Raw genomic sequence first — 15,344 nt, 5'->3', positions numbered from 1 at the left:
GAACTCGGATTTTGAAAAAGTAGGCTCGCGAAACGCTCGTCTTCCCATTGACCGCAGGCGTTCGCTAAAGCTCGCTTTCGGCGCGAAGCCATATTAAACTTCCGACATGGATATACAAATCGCGGTGGTGTGCGACGCCGCCACGGACAGCAACGGACGGCTGAATCTGCTCGGCGCTTTCGATACCATCCACGCGGCGCAGTTGCCGGTGGTGCATCCGCATTGCTCGATCGTGTTGCGGATGACGTTCAGCAAGGTCGAGGAAGGCGAACACAAGTTGCGTTTGAATTTCGTGGATGAGGACGGCAAATCCATCATGCAGGGGACGCATCTGCCCGACCTGCCGTTTCAAGTGCGCGTGACGGATGACACGCTGTTCATGACGACGAATTTTATCGTCAGCATCCAGCAGTTGCGCTTCGACAAGGCGGGCCACTACTCGATTGATGTGGCGGTGGATGGGCGGCAGGAAGCGAGCATTCCGCTGCTGGTCAAGACCGTGACCGTGAAGGCCTGATCAGAGCAGGCTGGTCGAATCGGTATCCACCAGGAGCGTCGCGTGCGGGTACCGTCGCAGGACGGACGCCGGACACGCCGTGCTGATGGGGCCGTGCAACGCGGCTTTGATGGCGTGGGCTTTGCGTTTCTCGGGAGAGATACAAATCACTTTTTTCGCAGAGCACAGCGTAGGAATGGTAAGCGTCAAGGCGTATTGCGGGACGGCATCGAGTCCGGGGAAATGGCCTTCGCCGACTTGCTGCTGGCGGCAGGCGTGATCCAGTTTCGCGATGGTGACGGTACGCGCATCTTCAAAATTTGCGATCGGCGGATCGTTGAAAGCCAGGTGACCATTTTCGCCAACGCCCATGCAGCATAAATCAATCGGCTGCGCGCGCAGCAATTTCGTGTAGCGATCGCATTCGTCCATCGGCAGCAAGGCATCGCCTTCGAGATAATGAAACGCACGCGGCTTCACGAGGCTGGCGACGCGTTCGCGCATGTAACGGCGGAAGCTCGCCTTGTGGTCGCCGTTGATGCCGAGATATTCGTCCATGTGAAAGAGCGTGATCTTCGACCAATCCACTTGACCCAGGCGAATCAGAGCCTCGAGAAATTTGATCTGCGAATTTCCCGTGGCCAGGATGGCGGCGGCAGAGCCTTGCTTCGCGAGCACTTCGAGCAAATATGCGTGGACAAGCCGCGCGGCGTCCTCGGACAAATCTGCCTGGCTGGCATAAACCCGGATGGGCAGGGCGTCCACTTGAAAAGTTTTAATCGGCGCGGCGGCCACGGAAGATACGTTGCTCATGTGAATCATTTAAATAACCGGGGCAGTCTAAGTAACTCGGCTGCGGGATGCAACCTTGGGATGGAACATAGATTAGAATTCCTCGGATTATCTCGTGTCATTCGAGGATTGATCGCTCAAGATGGTCCGTGGCAGCGGAGAAAGACCGATGCAAAAGGTGGAAAAACACCGCAAAAAGACTTGCAAAGTTATGGGGGAGGAAGAGAGTCACTGGAAGCAGCGCACGGGGCGCTAAGGCAAGGTTTTTCGATGGTGAATGTCGTTTCAATTCGAATTCAAACCCATGAACTCACTCCTGTTTTTATCACGCAAATTGCGTTGGGGATTTCTCACTGGCATTCTTTGGTTTTCCACCACCGCAGTTTTTGGCCAGGCGCCGATCTTCACCAATGCCGCGATCGTGGGTGGATTTTTTCAGGTGCAGATATTGATCAGTTCAAACACCACTTTTACCATCCAGACCTCCACGAATCTTGCCACCGGCTGGACTTCGGTGGGTTCCATGAAGGCCACAAATAATTTGATCACCCTGATTGACAATCGCGGGATGGCGGGTATGAATCGGCAATTTTATCGCATTTTCCTCGGCAGCACGGCTTCGTTCGATTTCAATTTTCTTGAATTTGCCGACGCGGGTGGTTTTGGGGGCAACTTCACGCCGAGCGTGACTTTTCCAGTGGCGCTGGACAATTACTCCGCAAATTTTGGGGTGAAGGGTGACACCAATTTGCCTGCGGCCCCGAATGTCTTTTTCACCGGCCCCGCGGGTTCGGGTCTCGCCAATTCGCCGGCCGACCCCGCCAACTCAAGTACCAATAGCGATCACGGAAACGGGGGCAATTATCAATCTGCGATCATCTCCAGTCCCGCGATTGCGCCGGGCGGCACTTGGACGGTCAATTATAAAGGAAGCAATGTGATGTTCAGCGTGCCCGATCCGCAGGCCGCCAGTCATCTGGTGATTCCTTTTCCGACCGCCACCGTATCGAGTGGAATGTTGCAAAGTGTGAGCTGGGTTTATCGCGATGCGACCACCGGCGCGACGCTCGCCGGGCCGCCCGTCTTCATGACCAGCATCCAGCTTCAAGTCCATGGCAACAGTTCGGCCAATGAACTTTTTGATTCAGATAATCTGCCACCCGGCACAACGAACAGTGCAGTGACTTCTTCGGTAACGTGGTCGGATGTTTCTGGCGTCAGCATGGCTTATAACGATTCGCTGGGTAACAATTACATCATCAACTTTGTCGGGCCTATCTTCGGGCATTAAGGCAGACCGCCTGCGTGGGATAAATACGACTTTGAAGATGGCGTGGAGTGGTTTGCCCGGTTAAGATGCCCGGATGCGCATATTGATCGTCGGTTGTGGATATGTCGGAGTGCCGCTGGGTGCGGAGTTGGTGCGGCTGGGGCATGAAGTCCACGGTATGCGCCGCTCGGCGGAGGGCGAGGCGGAATTGAAAGCGGCGGGAATCAAATTGGTCGTCGCAGATGTGGCGAAAACTTCAGACCTCGCGGCATTGCCCGGACCTTATGATTGGGTAGTGAATTGTGTGTCTTCGACGCGCGGCGGGGCGGAGGAATATCGCGCGGTGTACTTGCAGGGCGCAAAAAATCTCGTTGAATGGCTTGCGGCAGCGCCGCCGAAGAAATTCGTCTATACGAGCAGCACGAGTGTCTATGGGCAGACAGATGGTTCGCAGGTCAAGGAGACAAGTCCGGCCGAACCGGCCAATGAGACGAGCCAGATTTTGGTCGAGACGGAAAAAGTTTTGCTGGCGGCGGCGCAGGAGAAAAAATTTCCCGCAGTGGTTTTGCGCGTGGCGGGAATTTATGGGCCGGAGCGGGGGCATCTGTTTTTGCAATATCTGAAAAATGAAGCGAAGATTTCCGGCCAGGGTGAGCGATTGATCAATATGATTCATCGCGACGATTTGGTGGGAGTGATCATCGCGGCATTAAAGAATGGGCGCGCGGGCGAGATTTATAATGCGGTGGACGACGAGCCGATCGCGCAGGTGCATTTTTTCCGCTGGCTTTCGGAAACACTGGGCAAATGGATGCCGCCGTTCGCCACCGAGGAGGAAACCGCCGGGCGCAAGCGCGGGCTGACGCATAAAAAAGTGCAGAATCGCAAGTTGAAGATGGAACTCGGCTACCAGTTTAAATATCCGAACTTTCGCAAAGGTTACACGGCGGAAATCCAGCGGCTGGATGAAGCGGGGCAGTTAAACATCGAGCCGGAGCCGAGGTGAAAAGTGATTGGCGGCATTATTATTCCCGTCGGACCGCGGGTCTATGACCCGCAGCAATACGCAAAGAAGATTGCCGCGCAAGGCTAAGCCGGGAGCGGCTTGACTGGATGGACCTTGCTGCGGGTCGCAGACCCGCGGTCCGTTAAGAATGTTTTTATTTTTAAGCTTGCATTAATTGACTACTGTTGTAGGTAGTAGTGTGTTGTTTTTAATTTACTGAAATTGACATGGCGCGAGTCCCGGTAATATCCGAATCGGAATGGAAGGTGATGAAGGTCCTCTGGGCCCGTTCACCCCTGCCCGCGATGGAGATCATCGAGGCGCTGTCGGGCACGGAAGACTGGCATCCGAACACGGTGAAGACGCTGCTGAGCCGTTTGCACAAGAAGAAAGCGCTGGGAGTCGAGAAGCATAAGAATCTTTATTTATATCGCCCGCTGGTTTCGGAAGCGGATTGTGTGAAGACGGAGAGCGAATCTTTTTTGGAGCGCGTGTTTGGCGGCGCAGTAAAGCCGTTGCTGTTGCATTTCGTGGAGAAGCAGCGGTTGTCATCGCAGGACCTGGACGAATTGCGCAAGGTTCTGCGGCAAAAGCAAAAGTAGTTTTTTTATTCGGCCTTGGAGGTGGGTGTGGGGATGACAGGTGATTAACGGAGGAGCTTTGTCTTTATCTGCTTCGCCGCTATTGACCGCGGGACAAAGTCGCGTCATGGTGACGCTAATGAAGAAAGCTCTTGTCACTGCCTTGCTGATGGCTGTGGTCAGCAGCGCCGGCCTGGCTCGCGCGCAATACGCCACCCCGCCGCCCGCGCCCAATGGGCAGATACTCGACGGCGACCAGCTTAATCAGCTTCTCGGCCCCATCGCGCTTTATCCCGACCCGCTTATCGCGGAAATTTTACCGGCTGCCACGCAACCTTCGCAGATTGCCCTTGCGGAAAATTACGTTTCACAAAACGGAGACCCCAACGGAATTGATTCGCAACCGTGGGACGGCAGCGTGAAAGCCATTGCGCGTTATCCCGACGTTTTGAAAATGATGTCGGACGATCTCGCGTGGACATCGGAACTGGGTCAGGCATTTTTGAATCAGCCAACCGACGTGATGAACGCGATCCAAAGTTTGCGCGCGCAGGCGCAAGGCCTCGGCAACCTCGCGTCGGGTCCGCAGGAAACGGTCGTGACAGATGATGGAGATATTGAAATTGTGCCGACCGATCCGGATTTGCTTTACGTGCCGGAATATGATCCGGGAATTATTTTTTATCAGCGCGGTTATGGGCGCAGCTTTTTTAGGTGGGGAATTGGTTTTCACATCGGCGCGTGGCTGAACCACGACTTTGATTGGCACGATCATCATGTGGTGGTGTGGGGTCACGATCATCCGCGTCCGGCAAATTGGTGGCGCGAACCTGCGGCGCGGCGTCATGAGGATATCGCGCATAACACGGTATGGCACGGCGGTGCGCGTGGGCCGGGTCGTCCCGGCTATGTGGCTCGCGGTGATCGTGGATTCGCGCCGCGTCCGGAACCGGCGCGTCCGGCCGAACCGCCTCGCGGAGTGCGGCCCGGCGCGTCCCAGCGTCCTGAGCCTGTTCGTTCGGAACCTGTCCGCCCTGAACCCGCGCGTCCAGTTGCGCCACGTCCCGAGCCAGCCCGGCCGGTGGTGCAAGCTCCGCCTCGCGTGGTTGAACCGCCGCGTGCGCCGGTGGTCATTCATTCAGCGCCGGTGGCTCCTTCGCGGCCAAGTGCATTTGGTGGCGGTTCGAGCGCGCAAATCCGCGCGGCTAGCAGCCGGGGCGCAGTCAGCCGTGGACCCGCTGGCGGTGGCGGTGGCCGGTCGCCTGGCAAACGGTAAACAGTCGTTGAGCGAATTTTCACGAAACTTTATCAGCCAATGAAATTAAATTTTTCAGCTTTGCGCCGAAGTGCGAATTGGGCTTGCGGGCTGGCCGTCGCCGGTATGTTTTTGGCCGCGCCCGACATCGCGTGCGCCGCCGGCGAACAACAATTCGATTCACCCGATGAAGCCGTTAAAGCTTTAACCGATGCCGCAAAAGCGCGCGACACCAATGCGGTTCACGCCATTTTTGGGCCCGAAGGCGCCGAGTTGATGTCGCCCGACATCGTGCAGGCGACCGAAGGTTTTAATAAATTCGTTGACCGGTTGAATGAAAAAACGACCTGGGTCAATGAGTCCGATACCAAGGCCGATTTGGAAATCGGCAACGACGCGTGGCCGTTTCCGATTCCGCTGGTGAAGGCCAATGGCAAATGGTTTTTCGACGTGGCGGCCGGGCGCGAGGAAATTTTAAATCGCCGCATCGGCGGGAATGAGTTGGGCGCAATGGACGTTTGCCGCGCCTACGTTGATGCCCAGCGCGAATACGCCTCCCAAGACCGCAACGGCGATCAGGTGCTCGAATATGCCCAGCATCTTTTCAGCACACCGGGCACGCACGATGGATTGTATTGGCCCGCGCCCGGCGAGAACGATGAGTTAAGTCCGCTGGGCCTGCTCGTCGCGCAAGCGCGGGACGAGGGCTATCATCATCGCAGCGGTTTGCTCGCGGAAAAGGACGATGCCTTCCATCAGCAGACGCCGTATCACGGTTATTATTTCAAGGTTTTAACGAAGGAAGGCAAACACGCGCCGGCGGGGAAATATTGTTACATCGTGAATGGGCACATGATCGGCGGCTTCGCGCTCGTCGCGTGGCCGGCGGAATGGGGCAACACCGGTATCATGACCTTCATCGTGAATCAGCAGGGAAAAATCTACCAAAAAAACCTCGGCAAAAAATCTTCCGCCTGCGCCAAAGCGATGACGACTTACGATCCCGATTCAAGCTGGACAGAAGTGACGGATAGGTAAAATCTAATCGGCCTTGGAGAAATAGTAAACATGGCCGGGCTGAAAGCTGGTAAGCGCGCGTAAAACGTCAGGCATAATAGGGTGAGTATCCTCCAGTGTGTTGGACTTTGCGCGCAATACCACCACCGCAAATGGTAAATCTTTGACCCTTTGCTGATATTCCATGTTTTTATCCATCGTGACAAAAACATCAAACGCTTTGGATTGAGAAATCAATTTGAGCAGCTTGCCATTACTGATTCCACCCCATCCTGCGCGAGGCACTGTCTGGACCTCATGGCCAGGAAAATCCTGCGTCAACTTTTTCGGCAGACATTCGTCTATCAGGATTCGCATTTAGGCAGGGCGAAGCAATAATGCACTCGCTTCTTCTAATAAAGCCACTGCCTGTTCCCGGCTCACGGTAGGAAAATCATCCAAAAAATCGTCCAGTGAATCGCCGCCTTCGAGATAATCAATCAATGTGCGAACCGGAACACGCGTACCGGAAAAACACGGAGTGCCTCCCATAATTTCCGGGTCAATCTGAACGACTGAGTTCGATTTCACGACTCTAGTTAACCCATATTTGAAGAAATAACAACTTCACAATCGGGAAAAGATTCCAAGTTCGGTGCGCGCGCCCAAAATAAGCCTTAAGCTTTCGCAAGCTGTCGCGCGACATATTGATTGAGACTTTCGCCCTCCACTTTGGCTTTCGCTGCCAATCGCCGGTGCGCTTCAGGTTCAATTCGGACAATGAACTTTCCCGTGAACTTTTTCTTCTCCATTTCCGGGAAAGGCGTTCCGTCCTTTTTGAAAATCGCGATCCATTCGTCCACGATTTCCGTCAACTCCTTGAAAACCTTGGCCTCGTTTTTTCCGTGACAGCATGGGCCGATGAGCGGTGGCGCGCTTCCCACATAACATTTGTCCGCGTCGCTCCACTCGATGATCTTCAAAAAAAATGGCGTTGAGCGGTTGTCTTTCATTTTTGGCTCTCCTCAATCTTCCTGCGAACTTGTCGCTCCTGATAATGTTTGGCGCCGTCTCCGGGATTTCCCGAGATGGTACAATAGGGACCTTTCGGATGTTTAAAATTTCGATGACTGCCCTTGCCGCCGCGATTCACGAAACTCGCCTTTTCAAGCTCAGCTATTAGTTGGCGAACTTTTCGCGGCATCTAGTATCATTATGATACTAACCCTGCCGAAATGTCAAGAATGATTTCTCGCCGCCAAAATAAAAAAGCGGGCGCAGATTTCTCCACGCCCGCCAATGTTCAGTTCCGCTCTACCAGCGGAGGCTTGCTTAGTAGTCCATGCCGCCCATGCCGCCCATGCCGCCAGGACCGCCGTGGCCGCCGCCAGCAGGCGCGGGCTTTTCCTTCTCCGGCAATTCCGTGATCAGACATTCAGTCGTCAGGAGCAATCCCGCGATCGAAGCCGCGTTCTGCAGCGCCGAACGGGTCACCTTCTTCGGATCCACCACGCCGGCCTTCACGAGATCAACGTATTCGTCCGTCGCCACGTTATAACCTTCGTTGCCTTTGCGTTTCTTGACTTCCTGAATGACGATCGAGCCTTCCACACCGGCGTTGTGCGCCAGCGTGCGGAGCGGCGATTCCACCGCGCGCTTCACGATGTCCGCGCCGATCTGTTCGTCGCCGTGCAACTTCAACGCCTCAATGGCCGCGAGGCAACGGATCAACGCCACGCCGCCGCCAGGCACGATGCCTTCTTCGACTGCCGCGCGAGTCGCGTGCAACGCGTCTTCCACGCGCGCTTTCTTTTCCTTCATTTCCGTTTCCGTCGCAGCGCCAACATTGATGACGGCCACGCCACCGGCGAGCTTCGCCAGGCGTTCCTGCAATTTTTCACGGTCGTAATCCGAAGTCGTCTCTTCGATCTGGCGGCGGATTTGATTCACGCGCCCCTGGATTTCCGAGGACTTGCCGGCGCCTTCGACGATGGTCGTGTTTTCCTTGTCCACGACGATGGATTTCGCGCGGCCGAGGTCTTCCAAACCGATAGACTCAAGCTTCAAGCCCAAATCTTCGGTGATGCATTTGCCACCGGTCAGGATGGCGATGTCTTCCATCATCGCTTTGCGGCGATCGCCAAAGCCGGGGGCCTTGACCGCGCAAACATTGATCGTGCCGCGCAGCTTGTTCACGACCAAAGTCGCGAGCGCTTCGCCTTCCACGTCTTCCGAGATGATCAGGAGCGGGCGGCCAACCTTGGCGACCTTTTCGAGCACCGGCAGCAAATCCTTCAAGCTGCTGATTTTCTTCTCGTAATTCAGGATGTAGGCGTCGTCGAGCTTCGCTTCCATCGCTTCCGCGTTGGTGACGAAGTAAGGCGAGAGATAACCCTTGTCGAACTGCATGCCCTCGACCACGTCGAGCGTCGTTTCGATGGACTTCGCTTCTTCGACCGTGATCGTGCCGTCTTTGCCGACCTTATCCATCGCGTCAGCAATGATCTCGCCGATCGTGTTGTCCCAGTTGGCAGAAACCGTCGCGACCTGCTTGATCTCTTCCTTGTCCTTGACCTTCTTGGCAATTTTGCCGAGATGTTCAACCGCTGCGTCAACGGCCTTTTGAATGCCGCGCTGCAGGCTGATCGGGCTCGCGCCCGCGGTCACGTTCTTCAAACCTTCGCGATAAATCGCTTCGGCCAAAACGGTCGCGGTCGTGGTGCCGTCGCCGGCGGTATCGCTGGTCTTGCTCGCGACTTCGCGGACCATCTGGGCGCCCATGTTTTCATAAGCGTCTTCCAGTTCGATTTCCTTGGCGACCGTCACGCCGTCCTTGGTGACGGTGGGAGAGCCGAATTTTTTGTCGAGGACGACGTTGCGGCCTTTCGGTCCGAGCGTGGCCTTGACGGCGCGGCTGAGCTTCTCCACACCCTTGAGCAGGGCTTGGCGTGCTGCCTCGTCGAATACTAATTGTTTTGCTGCCATAATATTATTTTCCTTTAGTTGAGTTGCGATTATTCGATGACGGCGAGAATGTCATCCGAGTTCAGGATTTTGTATTCCTTGCCGTCCAATTTGATTTCCGTGCCGCCGTATTTGGAGACCAGCACGCGGTCGCCCTTCTTCACTTCGAAGGGGACTTTCTTGCCGTTGTCATCGGTCTTTCCGGTGCCGAGGGCGACGATGATGCTTTCCGTGGGTTTCTCTTTGGCGGAATCGGGAATGATGATGCCGCCCTTTTTGGTTTCCTTCTCTTCGACAGCTTCCACGAGGATGCGGTCACCGAGAGGCTTTACATTTAGTGCCATATTTCAGTTATGTTTTTTGGTTTGTTGATTTGTTTGAATCAAGTCCCGCCACACTCGCGGTCGGGAAAATTTGAAAATCTTTAGCCAGATCTGGCTAGCCACGTCTTTCTTTTGCTTTTCGGAAAGCCTCATTTGTTTTAATCAAAAGTACATCTAAAAAGCCGTTATGATTTGTTTTTGAAACTTCCTCAAGTTGATATGCAATACTCTCACTTAGTCCATCTTCCTTTAGCTGTTCCATATTCAGCTTGGGTAATATTTTATCAGATAAAATATTGAGAATCGTGGGTAAATTGCTACCATTATTACACTTGCAATAAGACCTAGCGGCGGCCAAGTAATCAATACAAGATTGAACATAATCACCACGCTCAATGTTGCCGTTGCCCTGAAGTTGAAAAACGTATCCTTCTGCTTTAGTCGCACGCTTTTCGATCAAAGTGACATTTTCCGCCAATGACGATGCTATAGTTTTTTTTTCTTCCTCAAATTTTTTGTCCATTTCGGCCACAAATTTTTTTGTCTTTTCTTCTACAAGCCGTTTAAGCTCAAGCGCTAACTCTTTTTCGCGAATCTTTAATTGATTTTTTTGATACCACTGGGCGAGTATTGGAATAACAACACATCCAATCGTGCTAACTATTGAAAAGAAAACCAATAATTGGGTAAAGGATGTCGAGTAAAAATCGTTTACCTGTTTGACCACATCCAACCCATTGATAGGGGTGATCGCATTTGTAATCTCTGGAATTATGTTTGTCATTAGAGATCACTTCTCAGATAGTATCCCATCGCGCAGCAATTTCTTGGCAAGCCGATTCAACATCTTGCAATTTCCTGGACATTAAGCGAGGAGAGCAAAAAATCCTTTCTCCAAATACGTCTAACACGCTGCAATTTCGATAATTTACCTGGCCTTGGGACATCAAATATTCTTCAGCATAACGCCGAACCAGCGCGGCCACATATGCACCCGAATCTTCAGTTAGCCGATTATTCTTAGAAAAATAAATTTTCTCTATTCCAATTTCAGATTGGCCATCCTTCGAACGTCTTAGAATAAATTCTGGCCTGACACTGATTTCCACTCCCGCTATTAATAGTTTTGAAGCTCCGTGCCGACATTCAATAACCTCAACATCGGCCAAATCCAAACCGTCAGCGATTTTTCCAAAGGCGATAATCGCTTCGACGCAATTTTGATTTCTTTGTCGTTCTTGTTCCTTTAAAGCTACTAATTGGCCGATTTGGTTAATATGGTTTGTAAGAATTGCTTTGTCGTGTGTTGGACTTAAAAACCAATCTGAAATGGCGTGGTCAGCTTGAGAATACCAAGATACGCGATAAGCGGCCGGATATTTTTGTTCCTTTATAATAGCCCGGCGACGGCTGGGAGTCGCAACCAAGTACTCACCTAGCTTGTTGATGGAAATTCGGGGGACTTGTCTTTCGGGCATATTATCAGTTCATATGTTGTGCTGCTTGGGTTTAATTATTTCTTTTCGTCAACGACTTCGGCGTCAATGATCGGACCTTCATCCGGCTTGCCTTCGGCGTGCGGCTGTCCGTCCGCGCCCGGCTGCGGTCCAGCCTCGGCGCTCGGGGCCGCGCCCTTGTTTGCCTGCGCCTTTTCAGCGGCGGCTTTGTAGAGTTCCGCGCTGACGGTCTGCCAGGTTTCATTGAGCTTGTCGCTCGCGGCTTTGATCGCGCCGGCATCGGTTCCCTTCAACGCTTCCTTCACGCCGTTGACGGCTGTCTCGATGTTGCTGCGGTCGCCGTCGGAAATCTTGTCCTTGTTGTCCTTCAACATTTTTTCCGAACGATACACCGCATTGTCGGCCTCGTTGCGCGCCTCGATCTCTTCCTTGCGCTGGCGATCTTCCTCCGCGTGGAGTTCGCCGTCCTTGCGCATCTTCTCGATCTCGTCCTTCGAGAGGCCACTGCTCGCCGTGATGGTGATCTTCTGCTCTTTGCCCGTGCCCAGGTCCTTCGCGGTCACGTGCAGGATGCCGTTGGCGTCAATATCGAAACCAACTTCGATCTGCGGCATGCCGCGCGGAGCGGGCGGAATGTCATCGAGCTTGAACTTGCCAATCGTCTTGTTGTCCTTCGAAAACTGGCGTTCGCCTTGCAACACGTGGATTTCCACGCCCGGCTGATTGTCCGCCGCCGTCGAAAAGATTTCCGATTTGCGCGTCGGGATCGTCGTATTGCGCTCGATCAATTTCGTGAACACGCCGCCGAGCGTCTCGATGCCCAGCGAGAGCGGGGTCACGTCGAGCAACAGCACGTCTTTCACTTCACCCTTGAGCACGCCGCCCTGGATGCCCGCGCCGATCGCGACAACTTCATCCGGGTTCACGCCCTGATGCGGTGGCTTGCTGACCAGCTTGTGCGCGGTTTCCACCACGCGAGGCATACGGGTCATGCCGCCGACGAGCACGAGTTCATCAATTTTCTCCGCCGCAATATCCGCGTCCTTCAAGCAATCTTTCACCGGCTTGATGGTGCGCTCGAAAAGATCATCGCAAAGCTGTTCCATCTTCGCGCGGGTCAGCTTGACCTGAATATGCTTCGGCCCGCTGGCATCCGCCGTGATGAACGGCAGATTGATGTCATAAACTTGCGAACTGGACAGCGCGATCTTCGCTTTCTCAGCTTCTTCCTTGATGCGCTGGAGGGCGTCCGGCTGCTTGCGCAAATCCATGCCCTGTTCCTTTTTGAATTCGTCGAGGATGAAATCAATGATCTTATTGTCCCAATCATCACCGCCGAGATGCGTATCGCCGTTGGTCGCCTTCACTTCGAAAACACCATCGCCGATTTCCAGCACCGAAATATCGAACGTGCCGCCGCCCAAATCATACACGGCGATCTTCTCATCCTTTTTCTTGTCCAAACCATACGCCAGCGAAGCCGCCGTCGGTTCGTTAATAATGCGCAACACTTCCAGCCCCGCGATGCGTCCCGCATCCTTCGTGGCCTGGCGTTGCGAATCATTGAAATACGCGGGCACGGTGATGACCGCTTGAGTGATTTTTTCACCGAGACGCGTTTCGGCGTCGGCCTTGAGCTTGCTCAAGATCATCGCGGAAATTTCCGGCGGGCTGAATTGCTTCGGCTTGCCGTCCACTTCCACTTCCACCGCGGCGTCGCCATTCGATGCGCGCACCACTTTATAAGGCACGCGTTTGATTTCCTCCTGGATTTCATCAAACTTGCGGCCCATGAAACGCTTGATGGAATAAATCGTATTGCGCGAATTCGTGACGGCCTGCCGTTTGGCGGCATCACCGACCACGCGTTCGCCCGTCTTCGTGAAAGCCACGACCGATGGTGTCGTGCGTTTGCCTTCCGAGTTTTCCAAAACCGACGGCTCGCCGCCTTCCATCACGGCCATGCAGGAGTTCGTCGTTCCTAAATCAATTCCTAGTACTTTAGCCATAAATTCGTTTTAAAATTGTAGTTAAACAGTCGAGGAAGTTAGAGCAGCGGCAATGCCACAATCGGCAGGAAAGTCACAGTAGATTGATGACTAACAGTTTAGATAAATTTTAAGGCCATTCATCGAGTAAAAATAACTCTCAGAATAGAGCCATTATGGCCCAAGCAGTGTGACATGGCACACTCAGTGGCACACAAAAGTTTACCCGCTCTTAAGCGAACTTATCCGAACTTATCCGAGCCAACGCGAATTTATCCGAGCCAAGGCGGACTTTTGGCTCGCTTACGAGCGCCTAAATCGCCTTGGAGGAACCTTGCTTCGGCGACGCCATTTTCCACGTCCCCAACCGCCAAGTCCTCCTTCAAAGAACCAGGAAACCCTACCACACCCCATCACCCCGCGCCATCAAAGTTAGGGGAGAAAGAAACCCAATCCCTCCACCGCCGTCTCCGCCCACCGATCGCGCCCCCACTAAGGGAGGGCGAGCGTACTAGCGAGCCGTAACATTCCCCCAACGCCTCGCAACAACACTATTGACCACCTCGTTCCCCACTGCTTTCGTGAACGCCGCTATGAATCCACCACCCACGCCTTCGACTGCTCCGGCGCCTGTTTCAATCACTTTCAATTTAAATCGCTGGGATCTTTTGCAATGCCGTCTGTGGGGCATTACCCAGAACCGCTTCCTCGTCGGCATGATTTTATTTTTTAGCATAGCGCTACCGGCCATCAATCCACCCGGACCAGGGAAGTCACCCAACCCAATTTTGTTCGAAACATTTTTCTTTATAATCGCATTCTGCGGAATACTGGGTTTTATGATAGCGTTGCAAATTGTTGTTCAGATCGCCTTGCTCTTTTCCAGCCAATCCTTGGGAGTCCTGGGCAAACAAGAAATTATAATTCGTGAGGATGCCTTGGTCGCCCGATCGGAAACCAGCGAATCCATTCATCTGTGGAAAGGTTTTCATAAAATGCGCGACGCAGGAGGATTCATATTTTTATACGTCGGTGGAAATATCGTTCATTACATTCCTCGGCGTTGCTTCCCATCACCCGCCGCCGCCGCAGATTTCAAAAATCAAATCAAGGCCCACGTTTCGCCAAAACAAAATTTTTAGGACCCGAGGCCGCGCTGCAAATGTCCTTTCAACGATGACTTTACCTGCTGACTAATTCACGCATCCCTAAACCTACCCCTTCTCATTAACCCCCCGGCCTAAGCCGGGAGGATCCACAATTCCTTCTAAAAAACTATCCCGAGCGCAGCGAGGCAAGCCCATCCCCCAATCAAGGGAACAAATATTCCCAACCGCATCCACCACCGCCTCCCATTGAAAACTCCGCCCCCATTTTTAATTCCCCTTCTCTCCGCGCCTCCGCGTCTCCGCGGTAAAAAATCCCATCCGTGTTTCTCCCGTGTTCCATCCGTGGCTAAAAAAACCGCCAAAAAAAAATCTTTGACACCCAAGTTAGCACGCACTAACTTACGCGCCGCTTGAAAAATAAACGGCGCATGACAGCAAAAGATCGGAAGGTGGCCATCGTGAAGGCCGCGCTCCCGCTTTTTGCGCGCCAGGGCTTCGCCGAGACCACCACCAAGGAACTCGCCCGCGCCGCCGGTGTCTCCGAGCCGCTGCTCTACAAACATTTTCCCGGCAAGGAAGCGCTCTACACCGAGATCCAGAATTACAGTTGCCAGGCCACCGACGCCATTTCGCAACGTCTCGCCGACCTCAAGCCCTCTGCTTCCACGCTCGTGCATCTCGTTTATTTTCTCATGCGCGCCCTCGTGCTCGGCCGGCCCGCGGGCAAGATCGAATGGGACACGCGCCATCGGCTCATGCTTAAAAGCTTTCTTGAAGACGGCACTTTCGCGCGGCTCGCTTACAAAAATCGATTCGGCTGTTTCTTCTCGCAGATGGAAGCCTGCCTCACCGCCGCCGTCCGCGCGGGCGATGCCGTCCCGAGCCCCGTCAGCAAAAGCAACAGCGCGCTCTTCGCCTATCACGTTGGCGCATGGCTCGCGCTCGTGAATTTGCCCGCCAAACCGGCCACCGATTACAAAGCCTCGCCCGAAGAACTTTTGAACCAAGTCGTCTGGTTCGCCTTGCGTGGCATGGGCCTCACCGATAAAGCCATCGCCACCTATTACAACCCCAACGCGCTCGCGCTGTCCTTCAGCGAAGCCTGAT

The 15,344-nt window shown here is 53.8% G+C and carries 18 protein-coding genes; 8 read left to right on the top strand and 10 right to left on the bottom strand.

Going from position 1 to position 15,344, the window contains the following annotated elements; translation table 11 throughout:
• Window positions 1-106: 106 nt before the first annotated feature.
• Window positions 107-517 (top strand): hypothetical protein, encoded by a 411-nt coding sequence (locus VH413_18775; GenBank protein ID HEX3800745.1) that lies wholly within the window; start codon window positions 107-109, stop codon window positions 515-517.
• Here VH413_18775 and VH413_18770 read toward each other — a convergent pair whose 3' ends face one another.
• Window positions 518-1,309 carry a glucosamine-6-phosphate deaminase gene (locus VH413_18770; GenBank protein HEX3800744.1) on the bottom strand — a complete coding sequence of 264 codons (792 nt, stop codon included), beginning with the start codon at window positions 1,307-1,309 and terminating at the stop codon, window positions 518-520.
• A 283-nt stretch (window positions 1,310-1,592) separates the two neighbouring features.
• Between VH413_18770 and VH413_18765 the strand changes: the two genes are divergently transcribed.
• From VH413_18765 to VH413_18745, 5 genes are all read left to right on the top strand, one after another.
• Window positions 1,593-2,579 carry a hypothetical protein gene (locus tag VH413_18765; protein HEX3800743.1) on the top strand — a complete coding sequence of 329 codons (987 nt, stop codon included), beginning with the start codon at window positions 1,593-1,595 and terminating at the stop codon, window positions 2,577-2,579.
• 73 nt (window positions 2,580-2,652) lie between these two features.
• On the top strand, window positions 2,653-3,564 hold the full coding sequence (locus VH413_18760) for an SDR family oxidoreductase (GenBank protein ID HEX3800742.1): 912 nt from the start codon (window positions 2,653-2,655) through the stop codon (window positions 3,562-3,564).
• Window positions 3,565-3,791: 227 nt separating this feature from the next.
• A complete protein-coding gene (locus VH413_18755; protein HEX3800741.1) occupies window positions 3,792-4,166 on the top strand; it encodes a BlaI/MecI/CopY family transcriptional regulator in 375 nt (124 codons plus the stop codon).
• A 118-nt stretch (window positions 4,167-4,284) separates the two neighbouring features.
• On the top strand, window positions 4,285-5,421 hold the full coding sequence (locus VH413_18750) for a DUF3300 domain-containing protein (protein ID HEX3800740.1): 1,137 nt from the start codon (window positions 4,285-4,287) through the stop codon (window positions 5,419-5,421).
• A gap of 39 nt (window positions 5,422-5,460) precedes the next feature.
• On the top strand, window positions 5,461-6,438 hold the full coding sequence (locus VH413_18745) for a DUF2950 domain-containing protein (GenBank protein HEX3800739.1): 978 nt from the start codon (window positions 5,461-5,463) through the stop codon (window positions 6,436-6,438).
• Between the two features lie 3 nt (window positions 6,439-6,441).
• Here VH413_18745 and VH413_18740 read toward each other — a convergent pair whose 3' ends face one another.
• The 9 genes from VH413_18740 to dnaK all read right to left on the bottom strand — a co-directional run bounded on the left by VH413_18740 (window position 6,442) and on the right by dnaK (window position 13,149).
• Window positions 6,442-6,774 (bottom strand): DUF5615 family PIN-like protein, encoded by a 333-nt coding sequence (locus VH413_18740; GenBank protein ID HEX3800738.1) that lies wholly within the window; start codon window positions 6,772-6,774, stop codon window positions 6,442-6,444.
• On the bottom strand, window positions 6,775-6,987 hold the full coding sequence (locus VH413_18735; GenBank protein ID HEX3800737.1) for a DUF433 domain-containing protein: 213 nt from the start codon (window positions 6,985-6,987) through the stop codon (window positions 6,775-6,777).
• An 86-nt stretch (window positions 6,988-7,073) separates the two neighbouring features.
• The gene (locus VH413_18730; GenBank protein HEX3800736.1) at window positions 7,074-7,409 is read right to left on the bottom strand and encodes a toxin-antitoxin system HicB family antitoxin; all 336 of its coding nucleotides are present in this window, start codon (window positions 7,407-7,409) and stop codon (window positions 7,074-7,076) included.
• On the bottom strand, window positions 7,406-7,600 hold the full coding sequence (locus VH413_18725; protein ID HEX3800735.1) for a type II toxin-antitoxin system HicA family toxin: 195 nt from the start codon (window positions 7,598-7,600) through the stop codon (window positions 7,406-7,408). Before VH413_18725 ends, VH413_18730 begins: the two co-directional genes overlap by 4 nt.
• Before the next feature lie 128 nt (window positions 7,601-7,728).
• Window positions 7,729-9,381: a chaperonin GroEL gene (groL, locus tag VH413_18720; GenBank protein ID HEX3800734.1), complete on the bottom strand. Its 1,653-nt coding sequence runs from the start codon at window positions 9,379-9,381 to the stop codon at window positions 7,729-7,731.
• Between the two features lie 29 nt (window positions 9,382-9,410).
• Window positions 9,411-9,704, bottom strand: coding sequence for a co-chaperone GroES (gene groES, locus VH413_18715; GenBank protein HEX3800733.1), 294 nt, complete (start codon window positions 9,702-9,704; stop codon window positions 9,411-9,413).
• 94 nt (window positions 9,705-9,798) lie between these two features.
• The gene (locus VH413_18710; GenBank protein HEX3800732.1) at window positions 9,799-10,467 is read right to left on the bottom strand and encodes a hypothetical protein; all 669 of its coding nucleotides are present in this window, start codon (window positions 10,465-10,467) and stop codon (window positions 9,799-9,801) included.
• Window positions 10,468-10,480: 13 nt separating this feature from the next.
• On the bottom strand, window positions 10,481-11,161 hold the full coding sequence (locus VH413_18705; GenBank protein ID HEX3800731.1) for a hypothetical protein: 681 nt from the start codon (window positions 11,159-11,161) through the stop codon (window positions 10,481-10,483).
• 35 nt (window positions 11,162-11,196) lie between these two features.
• Entirely contained in the window at window positions 11,197-13,149 is a 1,953-nt protein-coding gene (gene dnaK, locus VH413_18700; protein HEX3800730.1) for a molecular chaperone DnaK, read from the bottom strand.
• A gap of 572 nt (window positions 13,150-13,721) precedes the next feature.
• Here dnaK and VH413_18695 point away from each other — a divergent pair.
• Entirely contained in the window at window positions 13,722-14,270 is a 549-nt protein-coding gene (locus VH413_18695) for a YcxB family protein (GenBank protein ID HEX3800729.1), read from the top strand.
• Between the two features lie 395 nt (window positions 14,271-14,665).
• A complete protein-coding gene (locus VH413_18690) occupies window positions 14,666-15,343 on the top strand; it encodes a helix-turn-helix domain-containing protein (GenBank protein HEX3800728.1) in 678 nt (225 codons plus the stop codon).
• The last annotated feature ends 1 nt before the right edge of the window (window position 15,344 follow it).

It is taken from the genome of Verrucomicrobiia bacterium (genome assembly GCA_036268055.1).
GTDB lineage: Bacteria > Verrucomicrobiota > Verrucomicrobiia > Limisphaerales > Pedosphaeraceae > DATAUW01.
The sequence above is the reverse complement of the archived record's forward strand: the minus strand, read 5'-3'. Positions and strand labels throughout refer to the sequence as shown.

What these genes read in the sequence shown, in the direction of transcription:
- VH413_18760 (HEX3800742.1), top strand. Translation starts at nt 2,653, where the DNA reads ATGCGCATATTGATCGTCGGTTGTGGATATGTCGGAGTGCCGCTGGGT.
- VH413_18690 (HEX3800728.1), top strand. Translation starts at nt 14,666, where the DNA reads ATGACAGCAAAAGATCGGAAGGTGGCCATCGTGAAGGCCGCGCTCCCG.
- VH413_18710 (HEX3800732.1), bottom strand. Translation starts at nt 10,467, where the DNA reads ATGACAAACATAATTCCAGAGATTACAAATGCGATCACCCCTATCAAT.
- VH413_18745 (HEX3800739.1), top strand. Translation starts at nt 5,461, where the DNA reads ATGAAATTAAATTTTTCAGCTTTGCGCCGAAGTGCGAATTGGGCTTGC.
- VH413_18740 (HEX3800738.1), bottom strand. Translation starts at nt 6,774, where the DNA reads ATGCGAATCCTGATAGACGAATGTCTGCCGAAAAAGTTGACGCAGGAT.
- VH413_18750 (HEX3800740.1), top strand. Translation starts at nt 4,285, where the DNA reads ATGAAGAAAGCTCTTGTCACTGCCTTGCTGATGGCTGTGGTCAGCAGC.
- VH413_18705 (HEX3800731.1), bottom strand. Translation starts at nt 11,161, where the DNA reads ATGCCCGAAAGACAAGTCCCCCGAATTTCCATCAACAAGCTAGGTGAG.
- VH413_18770 (HEX3800744.1), bottom strand. Translation starts at nt 1,309, where the DNA reads ATGAGCAACGTATCTTCCGTGGCCGCCGCGCCGATTAAAACTTTTCAA.
- VH413_18755 (HEX3800741.1), top strand. Translation starts at nt 3,792, where the DNA reads ATGGCGCGAGTCCCGGTAATATCCGAATCGGAATGGAAGGTGATGAAG.
- VH413_18730 (HEX3800736.1), bottom strand. Translation starts at nt 7,409, where the DNA reads ATGAAAGACAACCGCTCAACGCCATTTTTTTTGAAGATCATCGAGTGG.
- groES (HEX3800733.1), bottom strand. Translation starts at nt 9,704, where the DNA reads ATGGCACTAAATGTAAAGCCTCTCGGTGACCGCATCCTCGTGGAAGCT.
- groL (HEX3800734.1), bottom strand. Translation starts at nt 9,381, where the DNA reads ATGGCAGCAAAACAATTAGTATTCGACGAGGCAGCACGCCAAGCCCTG.
- VH413_18775 (HEX3800745.1), top strand. Translation starts at nt 107, where the DNA reads ATGGATATACAAATCGCGGTGGTGTGCGACGCCGCCACGGACAGCAAC.
- VH413_18765 (HEX3800743.1), top strand. Translation starts at nt 1,593, where the DNA reads ATGAACTCACTCCTGTTTTTATCACGCAAATTGCGTTGGGGATTTCTC.
- VH413_18695 (HEX3800729.1), top strand. Translation starts at nt 13,722, where the DNA reads ATGAATCCACCACCCACGCCTTCGACTGCTCCGGCGCCTGTTTCAATC.
- VH413_18725 (HEX3800735.1), bottom strand. Translation starts at nt 7,600, where the DNA reads ATGCCGCGAAAAGTTCGCCAACTAATAGCTGAGCTTGAAAAGGCGAGT.
- dnaK (HEX3800730.1), bottom strand. Translation starts at nt 13,149, where the DNA reads ATGGCTAAAGTACTAGGAATTGATTTAGGAACGACGAACTCCTGCATG.